General features: G+C 54.5%; 14 protein-coding genes and 2 tRNA genes. 7 read left to right on the forward strand and 9 right to left on the reverse strand.

Features of this window, described 5'->3' with window-relative positions:
* Positions 1-27 precede the first annotated feature (27 nt).
* The 4 genes from CHB59_RS03530 to mnmC all read right to left on the reverse strand — a co-directional run bounded on the left by CHB59_RS03530 (position 28) and on the right by mnmC (position 6,474).
* Complete coding sequence (locus CHB59_RS03530; RefSeq protein WP_089374854.1) at positions 28-813, reverse strand: hypothetical protein; 786 nt, start codon at positions 811-813, stop codon at positions 28-30.
* A 312-nt stretch (positions 814-1,125) separates the two neighbouring features.
* Positions 1,126-2,313, reverse strand: coding sequence for a succinyldiaminopimelate transaminase (gene dapC / locus CHB59_RS03535; protein WP_089374855.1), 1,188 nt, complete (start codon positions 2,311-2,313; stop codon positions 1,126-1,128).
* Positions 2,314-2,367: 54 nt separating this feature from the next.
* A complete protein-coding gene (locus CHB59_RS03540; protein ID WP_089374856.1) occupies positions 2,368-4,449 on the reverse strand; it encodes an O-linked N-acetylglucosamine transferase, SPINDLY family protein in 2,082 nt (693 codons plus the stop codon).
* A gap of 42 nt (positions 4,450-4,491) precedes the next feature.
* Positions 4,492-6,474 (reverse strand): bifunctional tRNA (5-methylaminomethyl-2-thiouridine)(34)-methyltransferase MnmC2/FAD-dependent 5-carboxymethylaminomethyl-2-thiouridine(34) oxidoreductase MnmC1, encoded by a 1,983-nt coding sequence (gene mnmC / locus CHB59_RS03545; RefSeq protein WP_089374857.1) that lies wholly within the window; start codon positions 6,472-6,474, stop codon positions 4,492-4,494.
* 104 nt (positions 6,475-6,578) lie between these two features.
* Here mnmC and modA point away from each other — a divergent pair, with 104 nt between their 5' ends.
* From modA to CHB59_RS03570, 5 genes are all read left to right on the forward strand, one after another.
* Positions 6,579-7,349: a molybdate ABC transporter substrate-binding protein gene (modA, locus tag CHB59_RS03550; protein WP_089374858.1), complete on the forward strand. Its 771-nt coding sequence runs from the start codon at positions 6,579-6,581 to the stop codon at positions 7,347-7,349.
* Positions 7,350-7,355: 6 nt separating this feature from the next.
* Positions 7,356-8,036 carry a molybdate ABC transporter permease subunit gene (modB, locus tag CHB59_RS03555; RefSeq protein WP_089374859.1) on the forward strand — a complete coding sequence of 227 codons (681 nt, stop codon included), beginning with the start codon at positions 7,356-7,358 and terminating at the stop codon, positions 8,034-8,036.
* Positions 8,026-9,078 carry an ABC transporter ATP-binding protein gene (locus CHB59_RS03560; RefSeq protein WP_179212057.1) on the forward strand — a complete coding sequence of 351 codons (1,053 nt, stop codon included), beginning with the start codon at positions 8,026-8,028 and terminating at the stop codon, positions 9,076-9,078. The genes modB and CHB59_RS03560 overlap by 11 nt, the downstream gene beginning before the upstream one ends.
* 1 nt (position 9,079) lies before the next feature.
* A complete protein-coding gene (locus CHB59_RS03565; RefSeq protein WP_089374860.1) occupies positions 9,080-9,616 on the forward strand; it encodes a class I SAM-dependent methyltransferase in 537 nt (178 codons plus the stop codon).
* A 69-nt stretch (positions 9,617-9,685) separates the two neighbouring features.
* Positions 9,686-10,879: a phospholipase A gene (locus tag CHB59_RS03570; RefSeq protein WP_245835020.1), complete on the forward strand. Its 1,194-nt coding sequence runs from the start codon at positions 9,686-9,688 to the stop codon at positions 10,877-10,879.
* 39 nt (positions 10,880-10,918) lie between these two features.
* Here CHB59_RS03570 and CHB59_RS03575 read toward each other — a convergent pair.
* The 5 genes from CHB59_RS03575 to queF form a co-directional block, all read right to left on the reverse strand.
* Positions 10,919-10,994 (reverse strand) — tRNA-Glu (locus CHB59_RS03575).
* Positions 10,995-11,032: 38 nt separating this feature from the next.
* Positions 11,033-11,108, reverse strand: a tRNA-Ala gene (locus tag CHB59_RS03580).
* A 73-nt stretch (positions 11,109-11,181) separates the two neighbouring features.
* A complete protein-coding gene (locus CHB59_RS03585; protein WP_179212058.1) occupies positions 11,182-13,461 on the reverse strand; it encodes a lipopolysaccharide kinase InaA family protein in 2,280 nt (759 codons plus the stop codon).
* An 11-nt stretch (positions 13,462-13,472) separates the two neighbouring features.
* On the reverse strand, positions 13,473-15,485 hold the full coding sequence (locus CHB59_RS03590) for an LTA synthase family protein (protein WP_089374861.1): 2,013 nt from the start codon (positions 15,483-15,485) through the stop codon (positions 13,473-13,475).
* Positions 15,486-15,516: 31 nt separating this feature from the next.
* Positions 15,517-15,936 carry a preQ(1) synthase gene (gene queF / locus CHB59_RS03595; RefSeq protein WP_089374862.1) on the reverse strand — a complete coding sequence of 140 codons (420 nt, stop codon included), beginning with the start codon at positions 15,934-15,936 and terminating at the stop codon, positions 15,517-15,519.
* Between the two features lie 61 nt (positions 15,937-15,997).
* On the opposite strand from queF, the gene smc reads away from it, so the two are divergent.
* On the forward strand, positions 15,998-19,501 hold the full coding sequence (gene smc, locus CHB59_RS03600) for a chromosome segregation protein SMC (protein WP_089374863.1): 3,504 nt from the start codon (positions 15,998-16,000) through the stop codon (positions 19,499-19,501).
* A gap of 87 nt (positions 19,502-19,588) precedes the next feature.
* Positions 19,589-20,881 carry a cell division protein ZipA C-terminal FtsZ-binding domain-containing protein gene (locus CHB59_RS03605; RefSeq protein ID WP_089374864.1) on the forward strand — a complete coding sequence of 431 codons (1,293 nt, stop codon included), beginning with the start codon at positions 19,589-19,591 and terminating at the stop codon, positions 20,879-20,881.
* The last annotated feature ends 7 nt before the right edge of the window (positions 20,882-20,888 follow it).

Here is a 20,888-nt window from a genome sequence, read left to right on the forward strand (position 1 = left end):
CGGTCCGCTGCAATGACGGGTTGGGCATCAGGCGCTTGGCGCGTGCCGCTTCGGACCGTGCCACTTGAAAAGAGATAGCAACTCGTGAAGAACAGATTGCAAACGTTGCATTGATTCTGGCGAGACATCAACTTCCCCGTAGTGCCCATCGGCCATAGTGGAACCATATTTGGAGCCATTCAGGCAATTAAGCACAAGTGCGCCTCCTGGAGCATTGATGAGATTGTTTGCAATGGGCTTCAGCTCAAGCGGTTGTGGGTTTCTTCCTGCTCCGAGCCCTCTTGAGCGGTCTTCAAGGTGCTGAGATGTATTACGGACTCCACGAAGATCCGGAAAGTTTGCGGCGATCTGCTCGTGTAGTTCAGCAACCCTCAGGGGGACATCCGGCTCCTTTGCTAGCACGCCAAGAAACTTATCGAATGCATCGAGGGCGTACAGAAACGCGCGCGCATAGATAAACGGCAGGTTGTGTTCAAACTCACGAGGGATGCCACCGTTAGACCACTTTTCCCGCTTGAAGCGGACCTCTGCCTCGAAGTGAATCGCCTCCCAATCTTCATGAGACATGCGACCGCCAAGTTCTTGTTCGACTGCGCGTTGAATCTCTGCACGACGCTGCGAGTCACGCTCCCAAACTTCTCGACCTGCGAAGGAGGGGCGGATCGACTGGACACTGGCGAACAAATTGAGCGCCGCGTTGGCCTCAAAGAACTGAGACTCGAGAGAGCGAAGCTGTCCCTCAACTCGCCAAGCCCAGTCTCTGTCATCCGAGTCGAGCCATGTGCCAGGGATGGTGATCTCAAAAACAAACATGGTCTCTTCCTGATGCCCAACTAAAAGTAGACACCCTAAAAATGCACGAGAAATGCACCTCTGGGGTGTATAAACTGGTTGTTGTTTTGTAAATGATTGATTTCATTATTTTTAAATATTATGGCGCACCCTAATTTTGCAGATAATGACACTACATAATAAATCTCAAAAGTTACTGTAAATCATTAGGAGCGGAGCGAGCTACTCCAGCTCCAGCTTTCTCAAACAGTAAAATTAAACTGCATCATATAACCGTTTCATTTCGTCTGGGGTACTGAATCAAATAGTCAAACTTGATTGATTGCCTACTTTCTATGATTGCAGCATGTGCCGGATACGCTCGGCGGCTTCTACGCATTCTGCCAATGATGCTACCAGCGCAATGCGGACAAATCCTTGTCCTGGATTGACGCCATGTGCTTCACGCGCGAGGAAGCTGCCGGGCAGCACGGTGACGTTATAGTCGCGATACAACTGCAAGGCAAAATCAGTGTCTGACTGGTTGGTGTAGGCCCAGAGGTAGAAGGCAGCATCTGGCAGTTCGACATCCAGCACTTCCTGCAGTATCGGCGTGACGGTGGCGAATTTTTCTGCATACAGGCGGCGGTTTTCCACCACGTGCACTTCGTCCTGCCATGCTGCTGCGCTGGCAGCCTGCACTGCCGGGTTCATGGCGCAGCCGTGATAAGTGCGGTAGAGCAGGAATTTTTCCAGCAGCTGGGCATCGCCTGCGACAAAACCGGAACGCATGCCGGGTACGTTGGAGCGTTTGGAGAGCGAGCTGAATACCACCAGCCGTGTATAGTCGCGGCCGAGCAGGCGGGCGGCCTGCAATGCGCCCAGTGGTGGGTTGGTTTCATCAAAATAGATTTCTGAATAGCATTCATCGGCTGCAATGACAAAGCCATAACGATCAGACAGCGAGAAGATTTCACGCCACTGATCCAGTGTCAGTACTTTGCCGGAAGGGTTGCCGGGGGAGCAGACATACACCAGTTGCGTGCGTTGCAGCACACTTTCCGGGACGGTGTTGAACTCCATGGCAAAGTCGTTGCCAGGCAATGTGTTGAGAAAATAAGGCTCTGCACCGGCAAGAAAGGCTGCACCCTCATAAATCTGGTAGAAAGGGTTGGGGCTGATGACGATGGGTTGTGGACGGCTGCTGTCTATCACTGTCTGGGCAAATGCGAACAGTGCTTCCCGGCTGCCGTTGACTGGGATGATTTCAGTCTCTGCATTCAATGCCGGAATCTGGTAACGCCTGGACAGCCACTGGGCAATGGTGTTGCGCAGGGAGGCTATGCCCAGGGTGGTCGGGTAGCTGGCGAGCCCGGCAAGATTGTCTGCGAGTGCAGAGGAAATCAGCGCTGGTGTCGCATGCTTGGGTTCACCGATGGAGAGATTGATGTGGGCATATTCCGCATTGGGCGTTACGCCTGCAAACAGGTCGCGTAATCGCTGGAAAGGATAGGGCTGTAATTTGTTCAGGTCTGGATTCATGTTGAGTATTATAAACTGTGTCTTTATCCGGTAGTAAGGCTGAATGCCTGGGTTTCAGGTGTTGCAGTGCGCCTGCCACCATGTGCGATAGAGCGTTTCCAGGTCGCGTGTGAAGCCGGGAGTATCAAACAGGGGTGATGAAGTGCGGGCAGCCAGCAGGTGCTGGCGATATTGCTGTAGCAGCGCAGGGGATGAGGCAAGTTTCCGCGCCAGGGCTTCGTAGTCTGCCAGGCTGCTGGTGATGAGTTCCGGCAGGCCTGCAGCGTGCAGCAGGCTGGCTGCCACACGGCTGGCGAATGATGTTCCCTGGCAGGTCAGGAGCGGGACACCCATCCACAAGGCGTCGCTGGCTGTGGTATGGGCGTTATACGGCTGTGTGTCCAGGAACAGATCGGCATGGGCATGGCGTGCAAGGTGCTGATCGAGCGGGATGCGCGGGGCGAATATCAGCCGCCCTGGGTCAATGCCGTGCGATGTCGCTGTCTGGCGCAAGTTTGCACTGGCAGTTGTATTACTCTCCAGCAACCAGAGAACGCTACCAGGCTGGTGGTGCAGCAGGCGCATCCAGCAGGCAAACACTTCGGGCGTGATCTTGAAGCTCTGGTTGAAGCAGCAATAGACAAAACCCTGTTCCGGCAGGCCACAGGCCGCGCGGCTGGGAGTGTCGGCGACTGGTCGTTGGGTGTCGTTGGGCTGGTAGGCGTGCGGCAACAATGCCAGTTTTTCTGCATAGTCTGCTTGTGCTGTGGCTGGCGTCAGTATGGCATCTGAGATCAGGTAATCCACGAAAGTGGCGCCCATAGTACCGGGAAAGCCCAGCCAGGATGCCTGGATGGAAGCCGGACGCAAGGCCAGGATGGCGCTGCGGCTGGCCTGTGTATAACCGGTCAGGTCGATCAGGATGTCTACATGGTCAGCATGGATGCGTTGTGCTGCCTGCTGGATTGATAGCGGGCGGATATCGACAAAATTGTCGACTGCTTGCATCAGGCGCCTACGTGCTGGTGTTCCATCATCTATGCCATAGGAGTAGGCGCTGATACTGAAGTTGTCCCTGTTGTGTCGTTCCAGCATTTCAGTCACAAGCGAGGCCAGCGGGTGCAGGCGGAAATCGCAGGACAGATAGCCGATATGCAGCTTGTCCTTGTTGCGTGTAGTCCTGCTGGAAAGAGGGGGGCTGCCTAACAGTTTGCCATGGCGTGACTGGGTCCATTGTTTGGCACATTGCAATTGTTCCTGTGGGGTAGTCCCGGGCATCGCGAGAAAGGCAAAAGGAGAAACCTGCGCATCGGGAAATTCGCGTACCCAGCGCCTGATTTCGTGGATGTCTTCATCAAGTGTACGCCAGTCACAAGCGTGCTGGCGCTGGTGGAGCAGATGTACTCTGGCATGGAATAGTTCTGGATTGAGTTCAAGCGCGCGTTCATAGCAGGCAATCGCTTCGGGTAGTTGCTGTAATTCCCGCAATACATTGCCCAGATTGTTATGAATATCCGCATCTGCGGGGGCCAGAATTAGGGCCTGGCGGTAGCAGGCGGCGGCCTGCATTGCCTGTCCCTGCTCCCGCCATGCGTTGCCCAGGTTGTAATGCCACGCAGCATTTCCGGGCTCCAGTTGCATCAGCTCCTGAAAGCATTGCGCTGCCTGGGGAAAATTGCCTGATTTCTGGGCATGGTTGCCCAGCGCTTGCAATGCGTGGTGCAGGCCAGTCCTGATGTCTGCATCCTGAGGGGCGCATCGCAGTGCTTCACGATAAGTGAGGAGCGCTGCTTCGGGTTGGTCGGCAGCAAGTTGTGTTGCTGCCAGGTTCTGCCGCAAATCGTTATCATCGGGGGCCAATTTTAGCCCCTGTTGGAATTGATGAATGGCAGCTTCAAGCTGTCCACTGGCACGCAGCGCCAGCCCGAGATTGTTGTGCTGGTCCGGATTGCCGGGCAGCAGGCGGATAGCGGCGCTGATATGTTCAATGGCCTCCTGATATCGTTCGCACTGATGGCAAAGCACACCTAAATAGTGCTGGCCATGGGCATGTTGCGGCATGGCTGCCAGCAACTGACGATAAAGACGTTCTGCCTGGGGGAGCTGACCCTGGCGATGGGCTTCCAGGGCGGAGTGAAATAGCTGGTCTGGGTTCATGGCAGCATTAAACCATAGAAGGGTAGTGCCGGATAAGGCAGTCTAGATTGAGGCATCCTGCTGGCATTCCATGATGTGGGCAGGATAGCAGGCAAGGCCCTGTACCAGGCGTTTCAGCCCATACTGGCGCAGCGCAAAACGGTTGGGGTCCAGGGCAGCCAGCAAAGCTGTATCCACGGGAGCAGGTTCGCCACTGATGGCACAAGCCAGTATCTCGGCTGCGAGAGGGGCTGTGGTCAGGCCCTTGGAGCCATGACCGGTATTGACGTATAAGCCGGGTAGCCAGGGCAGGCTGGAAACGGGGTCGGCTGTGTAGCGCGGCGGCCTGGCTTGCAGTTGCGCATAGTCAAACAGAGGGCCGACCAGGGGCAGGTAGTCGGGGCTGGTGCAGCGTATGGCCGCGCGACCTTGAGGAATCTGCGGCATCAGGCTTGCATACAGCTCAGGCGCAGTGCGTGCCAGCATGGCGAGGTTCAGTTCGTGGTCTGCCGCGCGCACGGATGTGTCATGGTCATCCGGTGTAAAAGTTGCGCCCAGGCAATAGCCATCCGGCAGTAGTGGACCAATATAGCCATCGGAGCAAAGGAGGGTGCGCAGGGGTGGCGTATCGGTCAGCGGCTGTAATTGACTGACCTGGCCGCGTACTGCGGACAAGGGAAGGTGGGCGCTCTGTGAGAAGTCCATGATCTGGTTTGCGTTGGCAAGAATGACGATTTCTGCTTCGGCTAATAGAGTGTGCTGGCTCCAGACTTGCCATCCATCCGGGGTCTGTTGCAGCCTGCTGGCATGGGTCGTGAACATGGTTGTGATGCTGGGGTGGCTGGCCAGGGCCTCGCAATAGGCACGCGGCCTGACCCAAGCTGCTTCGGGGAAATACAGCGCATCATGGAGTAGGGCAGTGCCGGCAAGCTGGCTGGCTTCTTCAGCATTGACGCGGCGCAATAACTCCGGCGTATAACCCTGGGCTGCGATAGTGTCGCAGCGCTCCTGTTCCCGCTCATCATAGGCCAGTTGCAGCATGCCGCAGCGATCATGCTGTCCTTGTTGCTGCAGGCCCAGAAGCTGTAGCAGGCGCAGGCTGTGCAAATAACCGTTGAGCGACAAGCGTCCCAATGGCACATCCTGCCGGGTGAGCTTGGGATAGAGCACGCCTAGTGGGTTGCCGGAGGCTTTTTGACCCACGGTATTTTCCTGCTCCATGAGTGTCACCTGCCAACCGCGTTCAGCCAACGCGCGACTGGTGGCCGTTCCGGCAATGCCGCCACCGATGACGATGGCTCGTCCGGGCTGTGGTGCCAATCTTTTATTTTTCGTGAAGCGTCCGCACAACATTTCGCGCTTGCGGCCATGGCCTGCTACCTTATGCACCTCAAAACCGGCTGCCTGCAAACCTCGCTTGACTATGCCGGCGCTGGTGAAGGTGGCAAAGGTAGTCTCGGCATGTGAATGGGCAGCCATGTTGCTGAATAATGCCGGCTGCCACATGTCGGGATTGCGGGATGGGGCGAAGCCGTCCAGGAACCAGGCATCCGCATGAGCACCCAGTCGCGGTAGGCAGTCCAGCACATCTCCCACAATCAGGATGAGCTGAACCTTGCCTGATGCAAACACCAGCCGCTGCCATCCGGGCACGATCTGCTTGTATTGCGCGAGCAGGGCGTCACGATAACTGCCCAGTGACGGCCATAAAGCCAGGGCGCGTGCCAGGTCTTCATGAGAAAGTGGATATTTTTCCACGCTGACAAAATGCAGGCGTGCATCGGCTGGTGCCGTTTGTTCCCATAATTGCCAGGCGCAAAGAAAATTCAGGCCGGTGCCGAAACCTGTTTCCACAATCGTGAAACAGGGTTGTTGCAGGCATTGCCAGCGTTCTTGCAGCTGGTTATGTTGCAGGAATACATGGCGTGTTTCATCCAGGCCGCTGTCGCGGGAAAAATAGACATCCCCGAAAACCGGGGAATAGGGTTGTCCTTCGCGCCATTCCAGGGTTGCCTGGTGATGAAGGGTATCTGCATGCGTCGACATATTTTCTACTGGTCAGCTTATATATTTTTCGTTATATTTCTTGGTAAATAATGCGGGTGCTGATTATTTAATCATCTCATTTCCATCAAGTGAAAGCATATATCATGAAATCCTTGGCTTTATGCCTGTTATTGTCATTTGGCCTGGTACTGACCCAGGCTGCCCAAGCTGAACCTGCTCGTGTGGCTGCTGCAGCGGATCTCAAGTTTGCACTGGAAGCGTTATCCCAGGTATATGAAAAACAAGGCAATGAAAAACCTGCCATCACGTATGCGGCATCAGGTGCGATTACTACGCAGATCAGCAATGGCGCACCATTTGAGCTGTTCCTCTCTGCTGATGAAGATTATGTGCTCAGGTTGAATTCGGGCGGCTTCACGCAGGATGAGGGGGTATTGTACGCGACAGGGCACCTGGTGATTGTGGCACCTAAGCAGTCATCCCTGGATGTTGATGCTGAACTCAAGGGATTACAGGCAGCCCTGAACGCTGGCAAGCTGCAGCGTTTTGCGATTGCCAATCCCGAGCATGCGCCTTATGGACGCCGTGCCGTAGAAGTACTCAAACATGCCGGCGTGTGGGAGCAGATTCAACCCAGGCTGGTGCTGGGAGAGAATGTGGCCCAAGCGACACAATTTGCCATCAGCGGTTCTACTGACGGTGGTATCGTGGCGCTTTCTCTCGTCAAGTCTCCTCAACTGGCCAATACCGTGAAATATGCAGAAATTCCGGAAAGCTGGCATAGTCCGCAACGTCAGCGCATGGTACTGCTGAAAAACGCCAAGGCTGGTGCCAAGGCATTCTATGAATTCCTGCAGCAGCCAGCTGCACGCGAAGTGTTCCGTCAATACGGTTTTGCGTTGCCGGGAGAGTAGAGCGGCATGGACTGGATTGCCCTCGGACTGTCACTCAAGCTTGGCATCATGACAATTCTGGTGCTGGTGCCATTGGCCCTGCTGGTGGCGCGTTGGTTGGCCTATCGCCAATGTGTGGGCAAACCCGTGATCGAAGCGTTACTTGCTGTGCCGTTGGTGCTGCCACCTACGGTGGTTGGTTATTACCTCCTTGTCGGGCTGGGCAGCCAATCCTGGCTTGGACAATGGCTGATGCAGTGGACTGGCCATTTGCTGGTATTTCATTTTTCCGGACTGTTGGTGGCCTCCATCATTGTCAATATTCCCTTTGCCGTGCAGCCTATCCAGCGGGGGTTTGAATCCATCCCGCAGGAGGTGCGTGATGCCGCTGCATGTTGCGGCATGTCGCCGTTACGCAGCCTGCTGACGGTGGAATTGCCGCTGGCCTGGCCTGGGATTGTGACTGCGATTGTGCTGACGTTTGCCCATACGCTGGGAGAGTTTGGGGTCGTATTGATGGTGGGGGGCAGCCTGCCAGGAGAAACCAAGACTATTGCCATCAGTATTTATGACCGGGTCCAGGCCCTGGATTTTGCAGCAGCAGGCAATATGTCGCTGATGCTGCTGGTGTTCTCCATTATTGTCCTGGCATTGGCCAACAGTCTTTCCCGGCGCTTTGGACGCCGAGGCAGTTATCATGACCTCTGAATTCAGGCTGGATATCAGCCAGGCTCGTCCTTTTGCGCTGGAAGTAGCGTTGGATTGTGTGGCCGGGGAGTTGCTTGCCATTGTCGGGCCATCCGGCTGTGGTAAATCTACACTGCTGCGCATGATTGCAGGTTTACAACATGCGGCTTCGGGTGAAATCAGCCTCAATGGCATGACCTGGTTCAGTGGCAAGACAGCATTGTCTCCACGGCAACGCAGTATCGGCTATGTGCCGCAACACTACGGATTGTTTCCCCACATGACGGCGCTGGATAATGTGCGGGCAGCGCTGCATACATTACCCAGGCAGGAGCAGATCAACCGGGCTGGCGAATGGCTGGAAAAAGTGCAGCTTGCCTCATTGGCCCGGCGCAAACCGTCCGAGCTTTCCGGAGGGCAGCAGCAGCGTGTGGCCCTGGCGCGGGCGCTGGCAGCCCAACCCAGCATTTTGTTGCTGGATGAACCTTTCTCTGCGCTCGACAGTATCACGCGCGAAGGACTGTATCTCACGCTGGCTGAACTCAAGCCACAGCTGGGTATCCCAATGATCCTGGTCACGCATAATCTCGCTGAGGCCAGCTTGCTGGCAGACCGGCTGGCAGTAATGGACAACGGCCGGATATTGCAGCATGGCACGCCAGCAGAAGTATTGCAGTTTCCACGCAATCGCCGCGTGGCTGAGTTCATGGGTGTTCGCAATATATTGACGGGTAGGGTGCTGAGTAGTGCGTCCGGGCAGGCCGTCATTGCGTTGGGGGAGCAGACGTTGTCATTGCCACGCGCGCTTCCTTTGGGCAGCGTGCAGCGTTGGTGCCTGCCACAGACTGCATTGGCACTGCAGCCATCCCAGCAGGCAGACAGTACGCTCAGGGGAACGGTTCACAACCTGATTCGCCTCGGTGATGAGTGGCTGGTGACGGTTGCGTTACCCGGTACAGAAGACATGCTGGCATTGCAATATCCCGCTACCGAGCCGCTGGCAATTCAACAGCCGGTTGGTATCCGCTTGCAGTCCCGCCATATCCATATATTAGAGGATTGAGATGCAGCCTCTTTCACCACCTTCTGCCTGGCTTGTGCAGCATATTCATCATGTCAGGCCGGGAGGGCGGATATTGGATCTTGCCGCAGGGCACGGCCGCAATGCAAGCTGGTTGGCGGGGCAGGGGTACAGTGTGGAAGCGGTAGACCGGGATGCAGATGCCTTACATGCGCTCAAGCAGGCAAGCCCGTCCGTGTGCATCAAGGTTGCTGACCTGGAAACCGGCCAGTGGCCATATCCTGGCCAGCTGTTTGATGCTATTCTGGTTTGTCGTTACCTGCATCGGCCTTTGTTGCCAGTCTTGGCTTCCAGCCTTGCTGAGGGTGGCATCTTGATTTACGAAACCTTTATGCAAGGTCATGAACAGTACGGCCGTCCAGCCAACCCGGATTTCCTGTTGCAGGATAATGAGCTGGTGGAGGTGTTTGCACCCATGCTGAATGTGCTGGCTTATGAAGCTGGCATGCTGCAATTGCCGCCAAATCCGGCAATATTGCAGCGGATTGTGGCAGTCAGGCATGCTGATGTCCCAGGTTGACGGGTAGTTGTCCTGATACTTGTCAGGCGGTTATAGTGCTGATTGAGCTATTCAGTATCAGGAATCAACATGTTATTTACCCGATTTTCTACTAGTGCCATGACAGGTGTCATGATGGCGCTTTGTTCGTGGTCTGCATTGGCGGACGATCAATGGATGATGGCCTCGGAGGGCGAGGCGATCAATATTGGGCAGAGTCTTGGCTTCAGGCTTGTGAAACCCGAGAGTGTTGCGCAATGGCCGGCTACGGTGAAACTTCACCTTGCTGGAAGCGGCGCTTCAGATGAAGTGGAGCTGGTCTTGCAGGAGACTGACAATGCTAGTGCCAGCAGCCGTGTTTATCGAGGTACCCCCAAGCAGGATTTTGCCGGCATAGTGCGCGCCGAGCTGGTGGAGCAGCCTTCCAATACTGTGCTCCTGCTCGCGAGTACAAACTCGGGGACAGCTGCCATCGTGCAATCCAAGGATCTACAGGCAGAAGAATCCCAGCCAGATGATGGCGGCAGCCAGAATGCCGCGCCGCAGGTGGTAATTGCGGCACCGGATGATGAGCCTGCCCTGAGCCCGGAGGAGCCGATTTATTTCCTGTTCGGGCACGGGGATGACCATGGCGCCGACGCGCGCTTCCAGATCAGCTTCAAATACCGGCCATTCGAACCCAAGGGATCAATTGCGCAATATGCGCCTTTCCTCAGTAACCTTTACTTCAGCTATACCCAGACTACGCTATGGGATATTGGGGGCGATTCCAGCCCGTTCCGCGACACCAGTTACCGCCCCGGAATTTTTTACCGCTGGGCTGGCGCATCGCGTGGCGTGTTACCGGATGTATGGCGGATCGGGGTGGAGCATGAGTCCAACGGGCAGGGCGGAGTGGATTCGCGTTCGCTCAATATCGCTTATGTACGTCCAAGCTGGGATATTGACCTTGCCAATGGCAAGCGCCTGACATTTTCTCCCAAGATTTATACGTATCTCGACAAGGATGAGAACCCGGACATTACCCATTATCGCGGCTATGTGGATTGGCAATTGCGTTATGGGCGGGAAGATGGCCTGATGCTGACTGGTCTTTATCGCCAGGGAACACGAGGGTATGCAACAGGACAACTGGATATTTCATACCCATTGAGTGACCGTATTTTGTCACGCACCGGTACTTTTGCACATTTGCAGCTTTTCTCTGGCTATGGCGAAACCTTGCTGGATTACAACAAGGACAGGGATACGCAGATCAGGTTGGGTATTTCGATAACACGGTAAATAAAAAACCCGATGCAGATTGCATCGGGTTTTTTATTTTGGCGTCCCCACGGGGATTCGAACCCCGGTTACCGCCGTGAAAGGGCGATGTCCTAGGCCTCTAGACGATGGGGACTTATCGTCGACACTTGTACAAGTACAAATGTCTTTTTTTGGTGGAGATAAGCGGGATCGAACCGCTGACCTCTTGCATGCCATGCAAGCGCTCTCCCAGCTGAGCTATACCCCCGAAAAAGAGCCGCTATATTAATGATCCGTCTTATGCCTGTCAACGCTTTCCGGACATATTCTCGAAATAAACCTCATTTTTTCTTGAACAGGCGTTTCAGGGCTTTACGGCCAACACGTTTTTTCATGCCTACCTTGAAATCATACAGGTGGAATGGCAAGCGCTGACGCCAGCCGAATTCCAGACCCAGTGCCTTGAGGTATAGGCCTACCAGTTGGTGGCGACTGCTCCAGGGCAGTTTGACGCATACCCGTGTCAGGTCAGAAAGCCGTTGGGCAAGGGGAGTGGCATGATTGTAGAAATGCGCGCGGTTGGTATCAATGAGCGAGAAGTCCAGGGTGCCGTCAGTTTGTTTCGTGACCAGAATGTTGCCACCGGACAGGTCACGGAAAAACACGCCGCGTGTGTGCATGTTCAGCAAGTAATTGGTTAGTGCTGGGTAGATATGCTCTGCAGTGACGCCTTTATAAGAGTTTTGGCCTTCATTGAAGGCACCAAAGATGTCGCGAATGGAAAAATCGGTGTCGACGAATTCGCAGATGTAGTAGTTCTGCAGCAATGTCCTATCTCCATGCTTTTCGAGGTAGGCGACAGGAGGGGCTGCACTGATACCACGTCTCAGCAGCTCATTGGTGCCGTTCCAGCTGCGTTTGGCCTTGGATAGCTTGAATTGGTCAAACAGCTTTTTATGCAGATGCATCTTTACCGGCTGCTTGACGACCAGTTTTTGGGATGGATCGCGCGGATCGGGAATTGTCCAGATGGCATTACGTGCTTTGCGCAGGATGGATTCCTTGGGGGGAGCTCCCAATTGGGAAGGATGCAACGCCTGCTGCAGTAGGGTTACCTCGTTATCACTGCCTGCGACAAAAATACCACGCCATTCGGCATCCTGATAGACATGATGATTGCGGTTTTCTGCATGTCGCTGGATGGACAGATTGGCAAATAGTTTTTTTTCTGTTTTCAAGCTGATTTTCCTTCCCAGGGGCCAGGAGATATAAATCGGGGATTCGCTGGCAAGGCCGGGCTGGCTGGCCAGCAATTCGCCATCACGGCTGGTATATTGCGCAAGCTGCAGGTCTTCCAGATGATAATGATCTGCCAGTACAGCACCCTTGCCGTTAGTGGTCCATACGGCATGCAGCACGGTTTCATTGTTGCTGAATACATGAATTTCCAGTCCGTGCTTGTTGCGCAACAAGCCTGCATAATGCCGCCCCGGGATCAGGTGGGCAAAGGTCTTCATTGCATGGAAACTGGGGCGCGGACGGAAATTTTCCATCTGGCCGGTCACGCTGGCATAGTGCGTGATGCGTTCGAGCGCCGGGTAGCTGTTGCTGCCATCATCGATCAATCCTTCCCGGTAACAGATCAGCGGCCCCCAGAATGCCTGGCGTAATGCCCCGGATGCGGCACAGAGAATCATGTAGCGGGCAAGATAGTCTGCCTGTTTCTGTTCTCCGTCAGGAAGCAGGCGCAGAATGCGGGGCAGGGTCCAGAACGCAGCGGGAGATACCATTTCCTGCACGCCGTGGTCGCGAGTGATCTTGTGCAGCAGGCGGGCTTTCTTGATCAGGTTGAACTTGAGAGCCGTGGCCTTGGGAACTTTGAGGATGCGATGATCGTAGCGTTCAGGTTCTGTCGTACGTTCACAGAACAAGTTGTTGGTATGCACATCCGGCAATTGCTTGCGTTGCTGGAAGATATCCAGCAGGCCGATATTGTATAGCGGTTCAAAATCGCTGATATTGGGGCCGGCAAGCTTGATTTTGTATTTCCTGACTTCCTCATGCGCGATTTCCCAGGCCTTGAGAAAACCCTGAGGGGTATATCCGGCCCAGCGCTTGCGATTGATCGTTGAGCCGATTTCAACCATGGCGATCTGATGGCCATACAGCGCCAGCACTTGTTGCAGGAATGTCCGCCATGTCTCCTGGGCGGCAATGTCCTCCATGTTGATGGCGGCATCAAATGGCTGAACCAGGTGCAACAGGACGTTGAAACCATTTTTCAACAGGGCATCCAGCAAGCGCGCGGCATGATGGTCAATATCAGCATAGCTGAAGTCCAGTCGTACTTGTCGTATGCCGAGTTCAGTGAGGTGTTGCAGGATATAGTGGTCTACCGCAGGATCATCGGAAGCAGCTACGCCAACACCGGCAAAGTCCAGCGGAATATCATGTGCCACCAGCGGTAAATGGCTGTCATGCAGGACCATTTTGCCTTTCAGGATATAGCTCAACCCCTTGCGGATGATCTCCCAGGTCAACATGCGTGGTTGAGGCTGGCGAGTTAGGTTACCGGAAGCATGTGAGGCTTCTCGGCCTGGATTTTTATGATCGATATTCATAGAGCGAGTGGTTATTCTGTGCCTGGTGAGTCTTCGAGAAGATGGTAACGACGCTCTCGGTAAAGCAGGGAAGGCAGAAGCGAGTTGGCCAGTGCCCGGGTTTCAAACTCCAGGTCCTGACTGGCTGGCTCGTGCTGGCTGAAGTGCCTGGCTGCAAGATCCCAGGTGCCATGGGTCGGTGTTTTGCCGGGACGCAATACAACGACCTTATTGCCTTCCATCCAGGCGAAGTTGTTCTCGAACTGCATCATTGCGCGGCCCTGTGTGTCGCCATGCTCTCGGCTCAGGTCTCTCCCAGTCATGGGATGCTGCGCTGTAATCCCCATCAGGGATAATGCCGTGACAGGTAAGTCGATCTGGCTGGCCACTGACTTGATTTTACGTGGTTCTATATCCGCCCCCAGTATCAATGCCGGAATATGGAAATGTTCAATTGGGACCATATTGTGACCGTGGACACGAATGTCATGGTCTGCCACTACAATGAACAGGGTGTCTTTCCAGTAGGCGCTTTTCTGTGCTTTGTCAAAGAACTGTCCCAACGCATAGTCTGCATATTTCACGGCATTGTTGTCTGTTGCCTTGACCGGGTCATATAACTCTATCCGGCCATCCGGGAACTCGAACGGAGCATGGTTGGAGGAGGTAAACACCAGGGTGAAGAATGGCTTGCCACTGGCATGACTGGCACTGATTTCCTCATGGGCTTTGTTGAGCAAGTCTTCATCCGATGCTCCCCAGCTACCGACAAAGACAGGATCGACATAATCCTTCTGCTCCTGCACACGTTGGAAACCATTGCCCATGAAAAAGCCGCTCATGTTGTCGAAATGAGACTCGCCACCGTAGATGAACTCAGTATCGTAGCCGCGTTGCTTCAATAATGACGCCAGGCTGAAAAAGTGCCGTTGGGAGAGCGATAGTTTGACCACACTCTGTGCAGGGGTGGGCTGGAAGCCAGTGACTACGGCTTCAATCCCGCGCACGGAGCGAGTTCCAGTGGCGTAGAGTTGTTCAAACCACCAGCCTTGCTCCTTCAGGCGCTCTAGATTGGGGGTGACCGGTACTCCACCCAGGGATTCTACAAATGTCGCACCAAGGCTTTCTTCGAGGATGATGACGAGGTTAAGCGGGCGTTCTCGCGTACGTGTAGGTGTCAATTGCGCCAAAGTTGGCAAATCTGCATTGGGAACCGGGGTGAAAGCGGGATCAAATTGTGCTCGTGTTTCCCGTACGATGCGATACACATCCTCATCCGGCAACTCGCCATATATTTCGCTGGATTTGTTCTCATGCTTGAGGCTATAGACGGCGTGGATGAGCGACCATGGCGAATCCAGGATCAGGTTATTGACCATGGAGTCTGTCGTCAGCGCAAACATGGCCGGGTTGGCTGGGCGATGACTGATCGTGCCGCGTATCACCAATGCTGCCAGCAGGAAAATGACAGGCCATGTGATCCAGGTCGCGACATTGCTCCAGCGCTGTTCCTGTTTCAGCCATGGACGCATCAGCCACCCCATTGCAAGAATGGCCAGCAGGGTGCCGATCAGGCCGGCAAATAGATGTACGCGGAAGCCTACCCAAAGCATGGACATGACTTCATGGGGATATTTTAAATACTCTATGAACAGGCGGTTGGGCCGGGCATCATATTCTGCAATAAAAGCGGGAGTGGCGATTTCCAGCAGGATGACCAGCCCGGTACATAACACGACCCAGACATAGGTGAAGTTGCGCCAGCTACGCCAGAACCGGCTGTTGGCGAGTAATGGTGCCAATAACAATGGCGGAAGCCACATCAGGCCGAGCTGGATACAGTCAACGCGTAAGCCATTGAACATGATTTCCTGCCAGTTTGAGACGGCTGCAACGCGTTCATGTTGCCAGACGACCAATCCTGCCCGGGATAATGTAAAGGCCAGCAGACTGACCAGGCTCATGACCACCAGAGGTGCATAAGGCCCGAAACTGCGAGCAATGGCCCAGATCAGTTGACGGGCACGGGTTAACAGTCCGGGCATGATGGTGACTTTCGTGAAAGTTGAGGGCAGCTTAACCGCGAATATTCGATTGCGCTGTAAATGTGGACAATTCAACGCGAGGTTGTGGCTGCCAGTCCGGCTGGCGGTGTTCTGCAACTACGTTGGTGAAAATACCACCGCGTACATAGAACTTGGCAGTCAGGCGCATGAATTTGGGATTAGTAGCAGCGACAAGGTCATCCAGGATGCGGTTGGTAACAGCCTCATGGAAACAGCCTTCATCGCGGAAAGACCACATATAGAGCTTGAGGCTTTTGAGTTCAACGCATTTCTGGTCAGGAATGTAATCCAGATACAGGACGGCAAAATCCGGCTGTCCGGTTTTTGGACACAGGCAAGTAAACTCGGGAATCTCCATATGGATATGGAAATCACGGCCTGGGTTGGGGTTGTCGAAGGTTTCCAAGGCTTTACTGGGTTGACTAGTCATAAGGGCTACCGTATAAATCGGGATATCAAAAAAGCGTCATTATAGCCAAGACCTTCTCCAATTGCGCCTGACTCATCTAAAGCTTGCCGGATTTAAATCTTTTGTCGATCCCACCACCCTGCATCTTCATGCCCAGCGGGTCGGTGTTGTCGGACCCAATGGGTGCGGAAAATCCAATGTCATGGAGTCTATACGCTGGGTGCTGGGTGAGTCCAGTGCAAAGGAAATGCGCAGCGAATCCATGTCCGATGTGATTTTCAATGGTTCGGGCAATCGCAAGCTGGCTTCACGGGCCAGTGTCGAGCTGGTTTTCGACAACAGCAGGGGAGAGGCCGCAGGCGAATGGTCGCAATATGCTGAAATAGCAGTCAAGCGCGTCATTGAGCGGGATAAAGGGTCCACTTATTTCATCAATAATACTGTGGTCAGGCGCCGTGATGTTGCTGATCTGTTTCTTGGTACCGGGCTCGGCGGGCGGGCGTATGCCATCATCGGCCAGAATACGATTTCCCGCATTGTAGAAGCAAGGCCTGAAGAAATGCGGGTTTTCCTTGAGGAAGCGGCAGGCGTTTCAAAATACAAGGAGCGTCGCCGGGAAACGGAATCCCGTTTGCGGGATACCCGCGAAAACCTGCTCCGGGTTGAGGATATTCGCCAGGAGATGGGTAAGCAGATTACGCGGCTGGAAGCCCAGGCGGCCATTACACTGCAATATCAGGAACTGCAATCAAGTCTCAAGCTTGCCCAGGGCCAGTTATGGTTCTTGAAACACCGGGAGGCCAGCGTTCGCTGGGAACAGTCACAAGCCCATGTCAGTACTCTCGGTGTGGATCTGGAGTCGCAGATGGCAATGCTGCGACAGAGCGAGAGTGGGCTGGAAATACTGCGGCAACAGCATCATGAGGCTGCAACTGCATTGCAGTCGGCACAGGCGGCTTATTATGAAGCCAATGCTGAAGTGTCCAACCTGGAACAGCAATTGCAGCATACGCAGGAAGCCCGGCATCGCCTGCAAACGCAGTTACAGCAAATCGAGATTCAGGAGCGCAGGCTGGCTGGCCAACAATCCGAATTTTCGGCCAAGCTTGACGAGTTGCAAGTACAACAACAGGTGATGAGCCAGGACGAAACTTCATCCCATGCCAGCCTGCAACAGTTGCGGCAAAAGTTGCCAGAGGCGGAGCGGGCATTCCAGTCTGCATTACATACCCATTCTGCTGCGCAGCGCGCATTACATGAGGCGGAGCAGGCTATCCGCCTGGAAGAGACCAATCTCCGGCATGCGGAGCGCCATCGGGATGAAGCAAAACAGCGGCTGCAGCGATTGCAGCATGAACTCAAACAGCTCAAATTACCGGATGAGACAAGATTACTGAATCTGCAGACCGAGCATGAACAGGCAGCTGCCGAACAATTAAGCGTTGAGCAGCAGTTGCAACAGGCGCGTGAGCAGGAGCAGCTGCAAGTCGATGTGGTCCGGGGGCTGAGAGAGCAGTTGCTGCAACGGGAGCGGGCATGGACCCAGGCCGGGGCTGAGGCCGCTTCATTACGCAAAATACAGAGCAATCTTGGCAAGGAACAGCAACTCGATGGCTGGTTGCAACAGCACGGGTTGCAGGACGGAGCCTGCCTGCGTTTGTGGCAGCAGCTCAGGATTGCTGACGGCTGGGAAACTGCGTTGGAAGCTGTGCTCGGCAGCAGGTTGAATGCCATTGTTACTGTCAATGCCAATATAGAGCGCATGGTGGTGCAACGACCACCGGCGGCAGTCGCGGTGATCCGTGCTGGCAGGGAGGCAATGGCAACCAGGTCCAGCCTGGGTGCTGTTGTTTCTGTACAGGATGCTGCACTGGAAGGTGTGGTGCAGGATTGGCTGGGATCATATTTGATTGCGGAAGATCATCAGCAAGCGGAGATGATATGTGCCACCCTGGAGTATGGGCAGACCGTGGTCACACGAGCTGGTGATCTCTATGACCGGCATGGCATACAACTTTATGCCCAGCATTCAGCCTTGCACGGTGTTCTGGAGCGTCAACGGGAACTGGATGTGCTGGATGCAGTCTTGCCGGGGATGCAGCACGAGGTTCAGGCTGCTCGCGAGGCCTTGCATGAAGCAGATGTTCTGCAGCAGCGTTATCGCCAGTCACAACAGCAATTGCAGCAGCAATTGCGGGATATGGCGCAATCACAGCATCAGCGCGGCTTGCAGATTCAACAGCTGCAACAGGAGTTTCAACATATCGGCCAGCGCCGTCAGGTGCTGGAGCTTGAGATTACACAACTGGACGGACAGTGCGCACAATTAGAGAGCGGCTATCTGCAGCAGCGGCAGGGTTTACAGGTATTACAAGCTTCATTGACTGCGCTGCAGGCTGATCGTCAGACCAGCCAGGCTCGGCGCGCTGAGGCGGAAGGAGCGCTCAACCTGCTGCGTGTGGCAGTGCAGAAAGCTGAGCGTGAAGTACAGGAAAAGACGTTCAACCAGAAATTGCTTGCCAGCAATATTGCAGATGCCAGCAGCCGCCTGAATGCCTTGCAGGAAGAGTTGCAGGCCCTGTTTGTGCGCAGGGATGAGGCAGCGGCCTTGCTGCAGGCGTCGAAGATGGAGCATCTCAAGCAGAACCTTGAGACGGCCATCAATCTCAAGCAACAACGTGAAGCAGCATTGACTGGCGCGCGTGACCACCTGGCAGAAACCGAGAGTGCGCTGCAGTTGCAGGAGCGTACGCGCATGCAGTATGAGCAGTTATTGCATCCATTGCGTGACAAGCTGGAACAATCGCGGCTGGATGAGCAACAGGCGCGACTGTATGTTGAACAGTGCCAGCAGCAACTTGCGGAATGTGGACTGGAGGAAGGAGTACTGGTTCAAGGATTAAGTGCCAATATCAAGGTCAGTGACCTGGAGCGCAGGATACGTGCGCTTGATACCAGTATTGAGGCATTGGGGGCAGTCAATCTCGCGGCGTTGCAGGAGTTGGAAAGCGAACGTGAGCGCAAGCAGTACCTTGATAGCCAGGCAGGAGACCTGGAGCAGGCCATTGCGACGCTGGAGGATGCCATCCGGCGTATAGACCGCGAAACACGCCAGCGCCTGCAACATACCTATGATGAGGTGAACCGCAACTTTGCTGAGCTGTTCGCTGAACTGTTTGGCGGGGGACAGGCCAGGCTGGAAATGCTGGGAGATGAAATTCTGGACACTGGTATGCAGGTATTTGCCCAGCCACCTGGCAAGAAAAACAGTACGATCCATTTGCTGTCCGGAGGCGAAAAAGCATTGACCGCCCTGGCGCTGGTATTCGCATTGTTCAGGTTGAACCCTGCGCCATTCTGCCTGATGGATGAGGTTGATGCGCCACTGGATGACAGTAATACCGAGCGTTTTTGTGCATTAGTGAAAAAAATGTCCGAGCGCACGCAATTTTTATTTGTCAGCCATAATAAAATAACCATGGAAATGGCTCAGCAGCTGATAGGCGTCACCATGCAAGAATCCGGTGTCTCCCGAGTTGTGGAGGTGGATATGGCGACTGCATTGCAAATGCATGAAGTGGCATAAGAGGATTCCGATGTCTGGAGATGTATCGGAGTACCGTGAATAAAACAGGATTATTTATCAGATCAATAAGTGTGGAGTATTAAAATAATGACTGATCTACATTGGGCCTTATTGGGTCTGGGCATACTCATTATCGCTGCAGTGCTCGTATTCAACTGGTGGCAGGAGCGCAAGTTCAAGCAGGAAACCTCCAAGCGTTTTGAGGCACCGCAATATGATGCGCTGATGGAGGAAATGGAAGGCGGTCGTAATGAGGAGTTCCATATCAACCCTGATGTCATTCTGAAAGATGACGAGGGTGAAGTCACGAGTGCAGCTGAACTCACAGGTCAGCAGGTAGAGCAGTATGACGCTGATGCCAGCGCCCTTGAGTCTTCCGAGCCCTCATCGGTGCAGCAGCTCGATGATAATGCAGCATCCTCTCTGGCAGAGGAGTTGCCTATGGCAAGCGAGCCTGCACCATGGGAAGACGAGGAGCAGGCAGCCAGTGCCGTGCCTGAACCAGAAATAGTAAGGCAAGCTGTTTCTGCTGCAGACATTAGCCTGCCTGCTATGGTGAATCCTGCCATTGACCTTGCCGCAGTGCTGGTATTGCCCAAGGCTGTTGCTGGCAATAGGTTGCGGGAGTTCCTGTTGTCCATTACCGACATAGACAAACCTGTGCATGCCTACGGCCTCGCTGATGATAGACAGTGGCATCTGCTGACGCGCGAGCAGGAGTTCTCCATGTTCACTGCCGTTACATGTGCATTGCAGCTGGTGGACCGTGCTGGTGCAGTATCGAGAGGAACGCTGTCGCGCTTTCATCTGGCGATTGAAGACCTGGCACAAACACTTGGCGCCACTGTGGAATGGCGAAGCGAGGATGCGCCTTTGCAGCAGGCTGCCGCACTGGATCAATTCTGCATCGAAGTGGATCAGATGGTGGCTTTTCACCTGGTTGCGGGAGAAGCCGGACTGTTTGCCGGTACCAAGTTCCGTGGCCTGATGGAAACGGCGGGGCTGGTGCTGGGAGATGAGGGTACCTATTACTCAATGCTGGAGAGTGCTGATGGCAGCCGGCAAGTGCTGTTTTCCATCGTGAATCACGACAAGCAGCCATTCAGCCTTGAAATGTTGCGTACTTCCACGATTCGCGGCGTGACATTCCAACTGGATATTCCCCGGGTCCCGGTCCGGGCTGCCGCTTATGACCAGATGGTGAAACTGGCACGCAACCTGGAGCAGAGCCTGGGGGCTCACCTGGTGGATGATAAACAACGCGAACTCAGCGATGTGCAAATCGACAATATCCGCCAGCAGATCAAGGTAATTCATAGCAAGATGCAAGATCGTCATATCGCGCCGGGCGAGGCGTATGCATTGCGCCTGTTCTCTTGAGGACAGT

Source organism: Methylobacillus rhizosphaerae, assembly GCF_900187985.1.
Lineage (GTDB): Bacteria > Pseudomonadota > Gammaproteobacteria > Burkholderiales > Methylophilaceae > Methylobacillus > Methylobacillus rhizosphaerae.

What these genes read in the sequence shown, in the direction of transcription:
- CHB59_RS03530 (WP_089374854.1), bottom strand. Translation starts at nt 813, where the DNA reads ATGTTTGTTTTTGAGATCACCATCCCTGGCACATGGCTCGACTCGGAT.
- dapC (WP_089374855.1), bottom strand. Translation starts at nt 2,313, where the DNA reads ATGAATCCAGACCTGAACAAATTACAGCCCTATCCTTTCCAGCGATTA.
- CHB59_RS03540 (WP_089374856.1), bottom strand. Translation starts at nt 4,449, where the DNA reads ATGAACCCAGACCAGCTATTTCACTCCGCCCTGGAAGCCCATCGCCAG.
- mnmC (WP_089374857.1), bottom strand. Translation starts at nt 6,474, where the DNA reads ATGTCGACGCATGCAGATACCCTTCATCACCAGGCAACCCTGGAATGG.
- modA (WP_089374858.1), top strand. Translation starts at nt 6,579, where the DNA reads ATGAAATCCTTGGCTTTATGCCTGTTATTGTCATTTGGCCTGGTACTG.
- modB (WP_089374859.1), top strand. Translation starts at nt 7,356, where the DNA reads ATGGACTGGATTGCCCTCGGACTGTCACTCAAGCTTGGCATCATGACA.
- CHB59_RS03560 (WP_179212057.1), top strand. Translation starts at nt 8,026, where the DNA reads ATGACCTCTGAATTCAGGCTGGATATCAGCCAGGCTCGTCCTTTTGCG.
- CHB59_RS03565 (WP_089374860.1), top strand. Translation starts at nt 9,080, where the DNA reads ATGCAGCCTCTTTCACCACCTTCTGCCTGGCTTGTGCAGCATATTCAT.
- CHB59_RS03570 (WP_245835020.1), top strand. Translation starts at nt 9,686, where the DNA reads ATGTTATTTACCCGATTTTCTACTAGTGCCATGACAGGTGTCATGATG.
- CHB59_RS03585 (WP_179212058.1), bottom strand. Translation starts at nt 13,461, where the DNA reads ATGAATATCGATCATAAAAATCCAGGCCGAGAAGCCTCACATGCTTCC.
- CHB59_RS03590 (WP_089374861.1), bottom strand. Translation starts at nt 15,485, where the DNA reads ATGCCCGGACTGTTAACCCGTGCCCGTCAACTGATCTGGGCCATTGCT.
- queF (WP_089374862.1), bottom strand. Translation starts at nt 15,936, where the DNA reads ATGACTAGTCAACCCAGTAAAGCCTTGGAAACCTTCGACAACCCCAAC.
- CHB59_RS03605 (WP_089374864.1), top strand. Translation starts at nt 19,589, where the DNA reads ATGACTGATCTACATTGGGCCTTATTGGGTCTGGGCATACTCATTATC.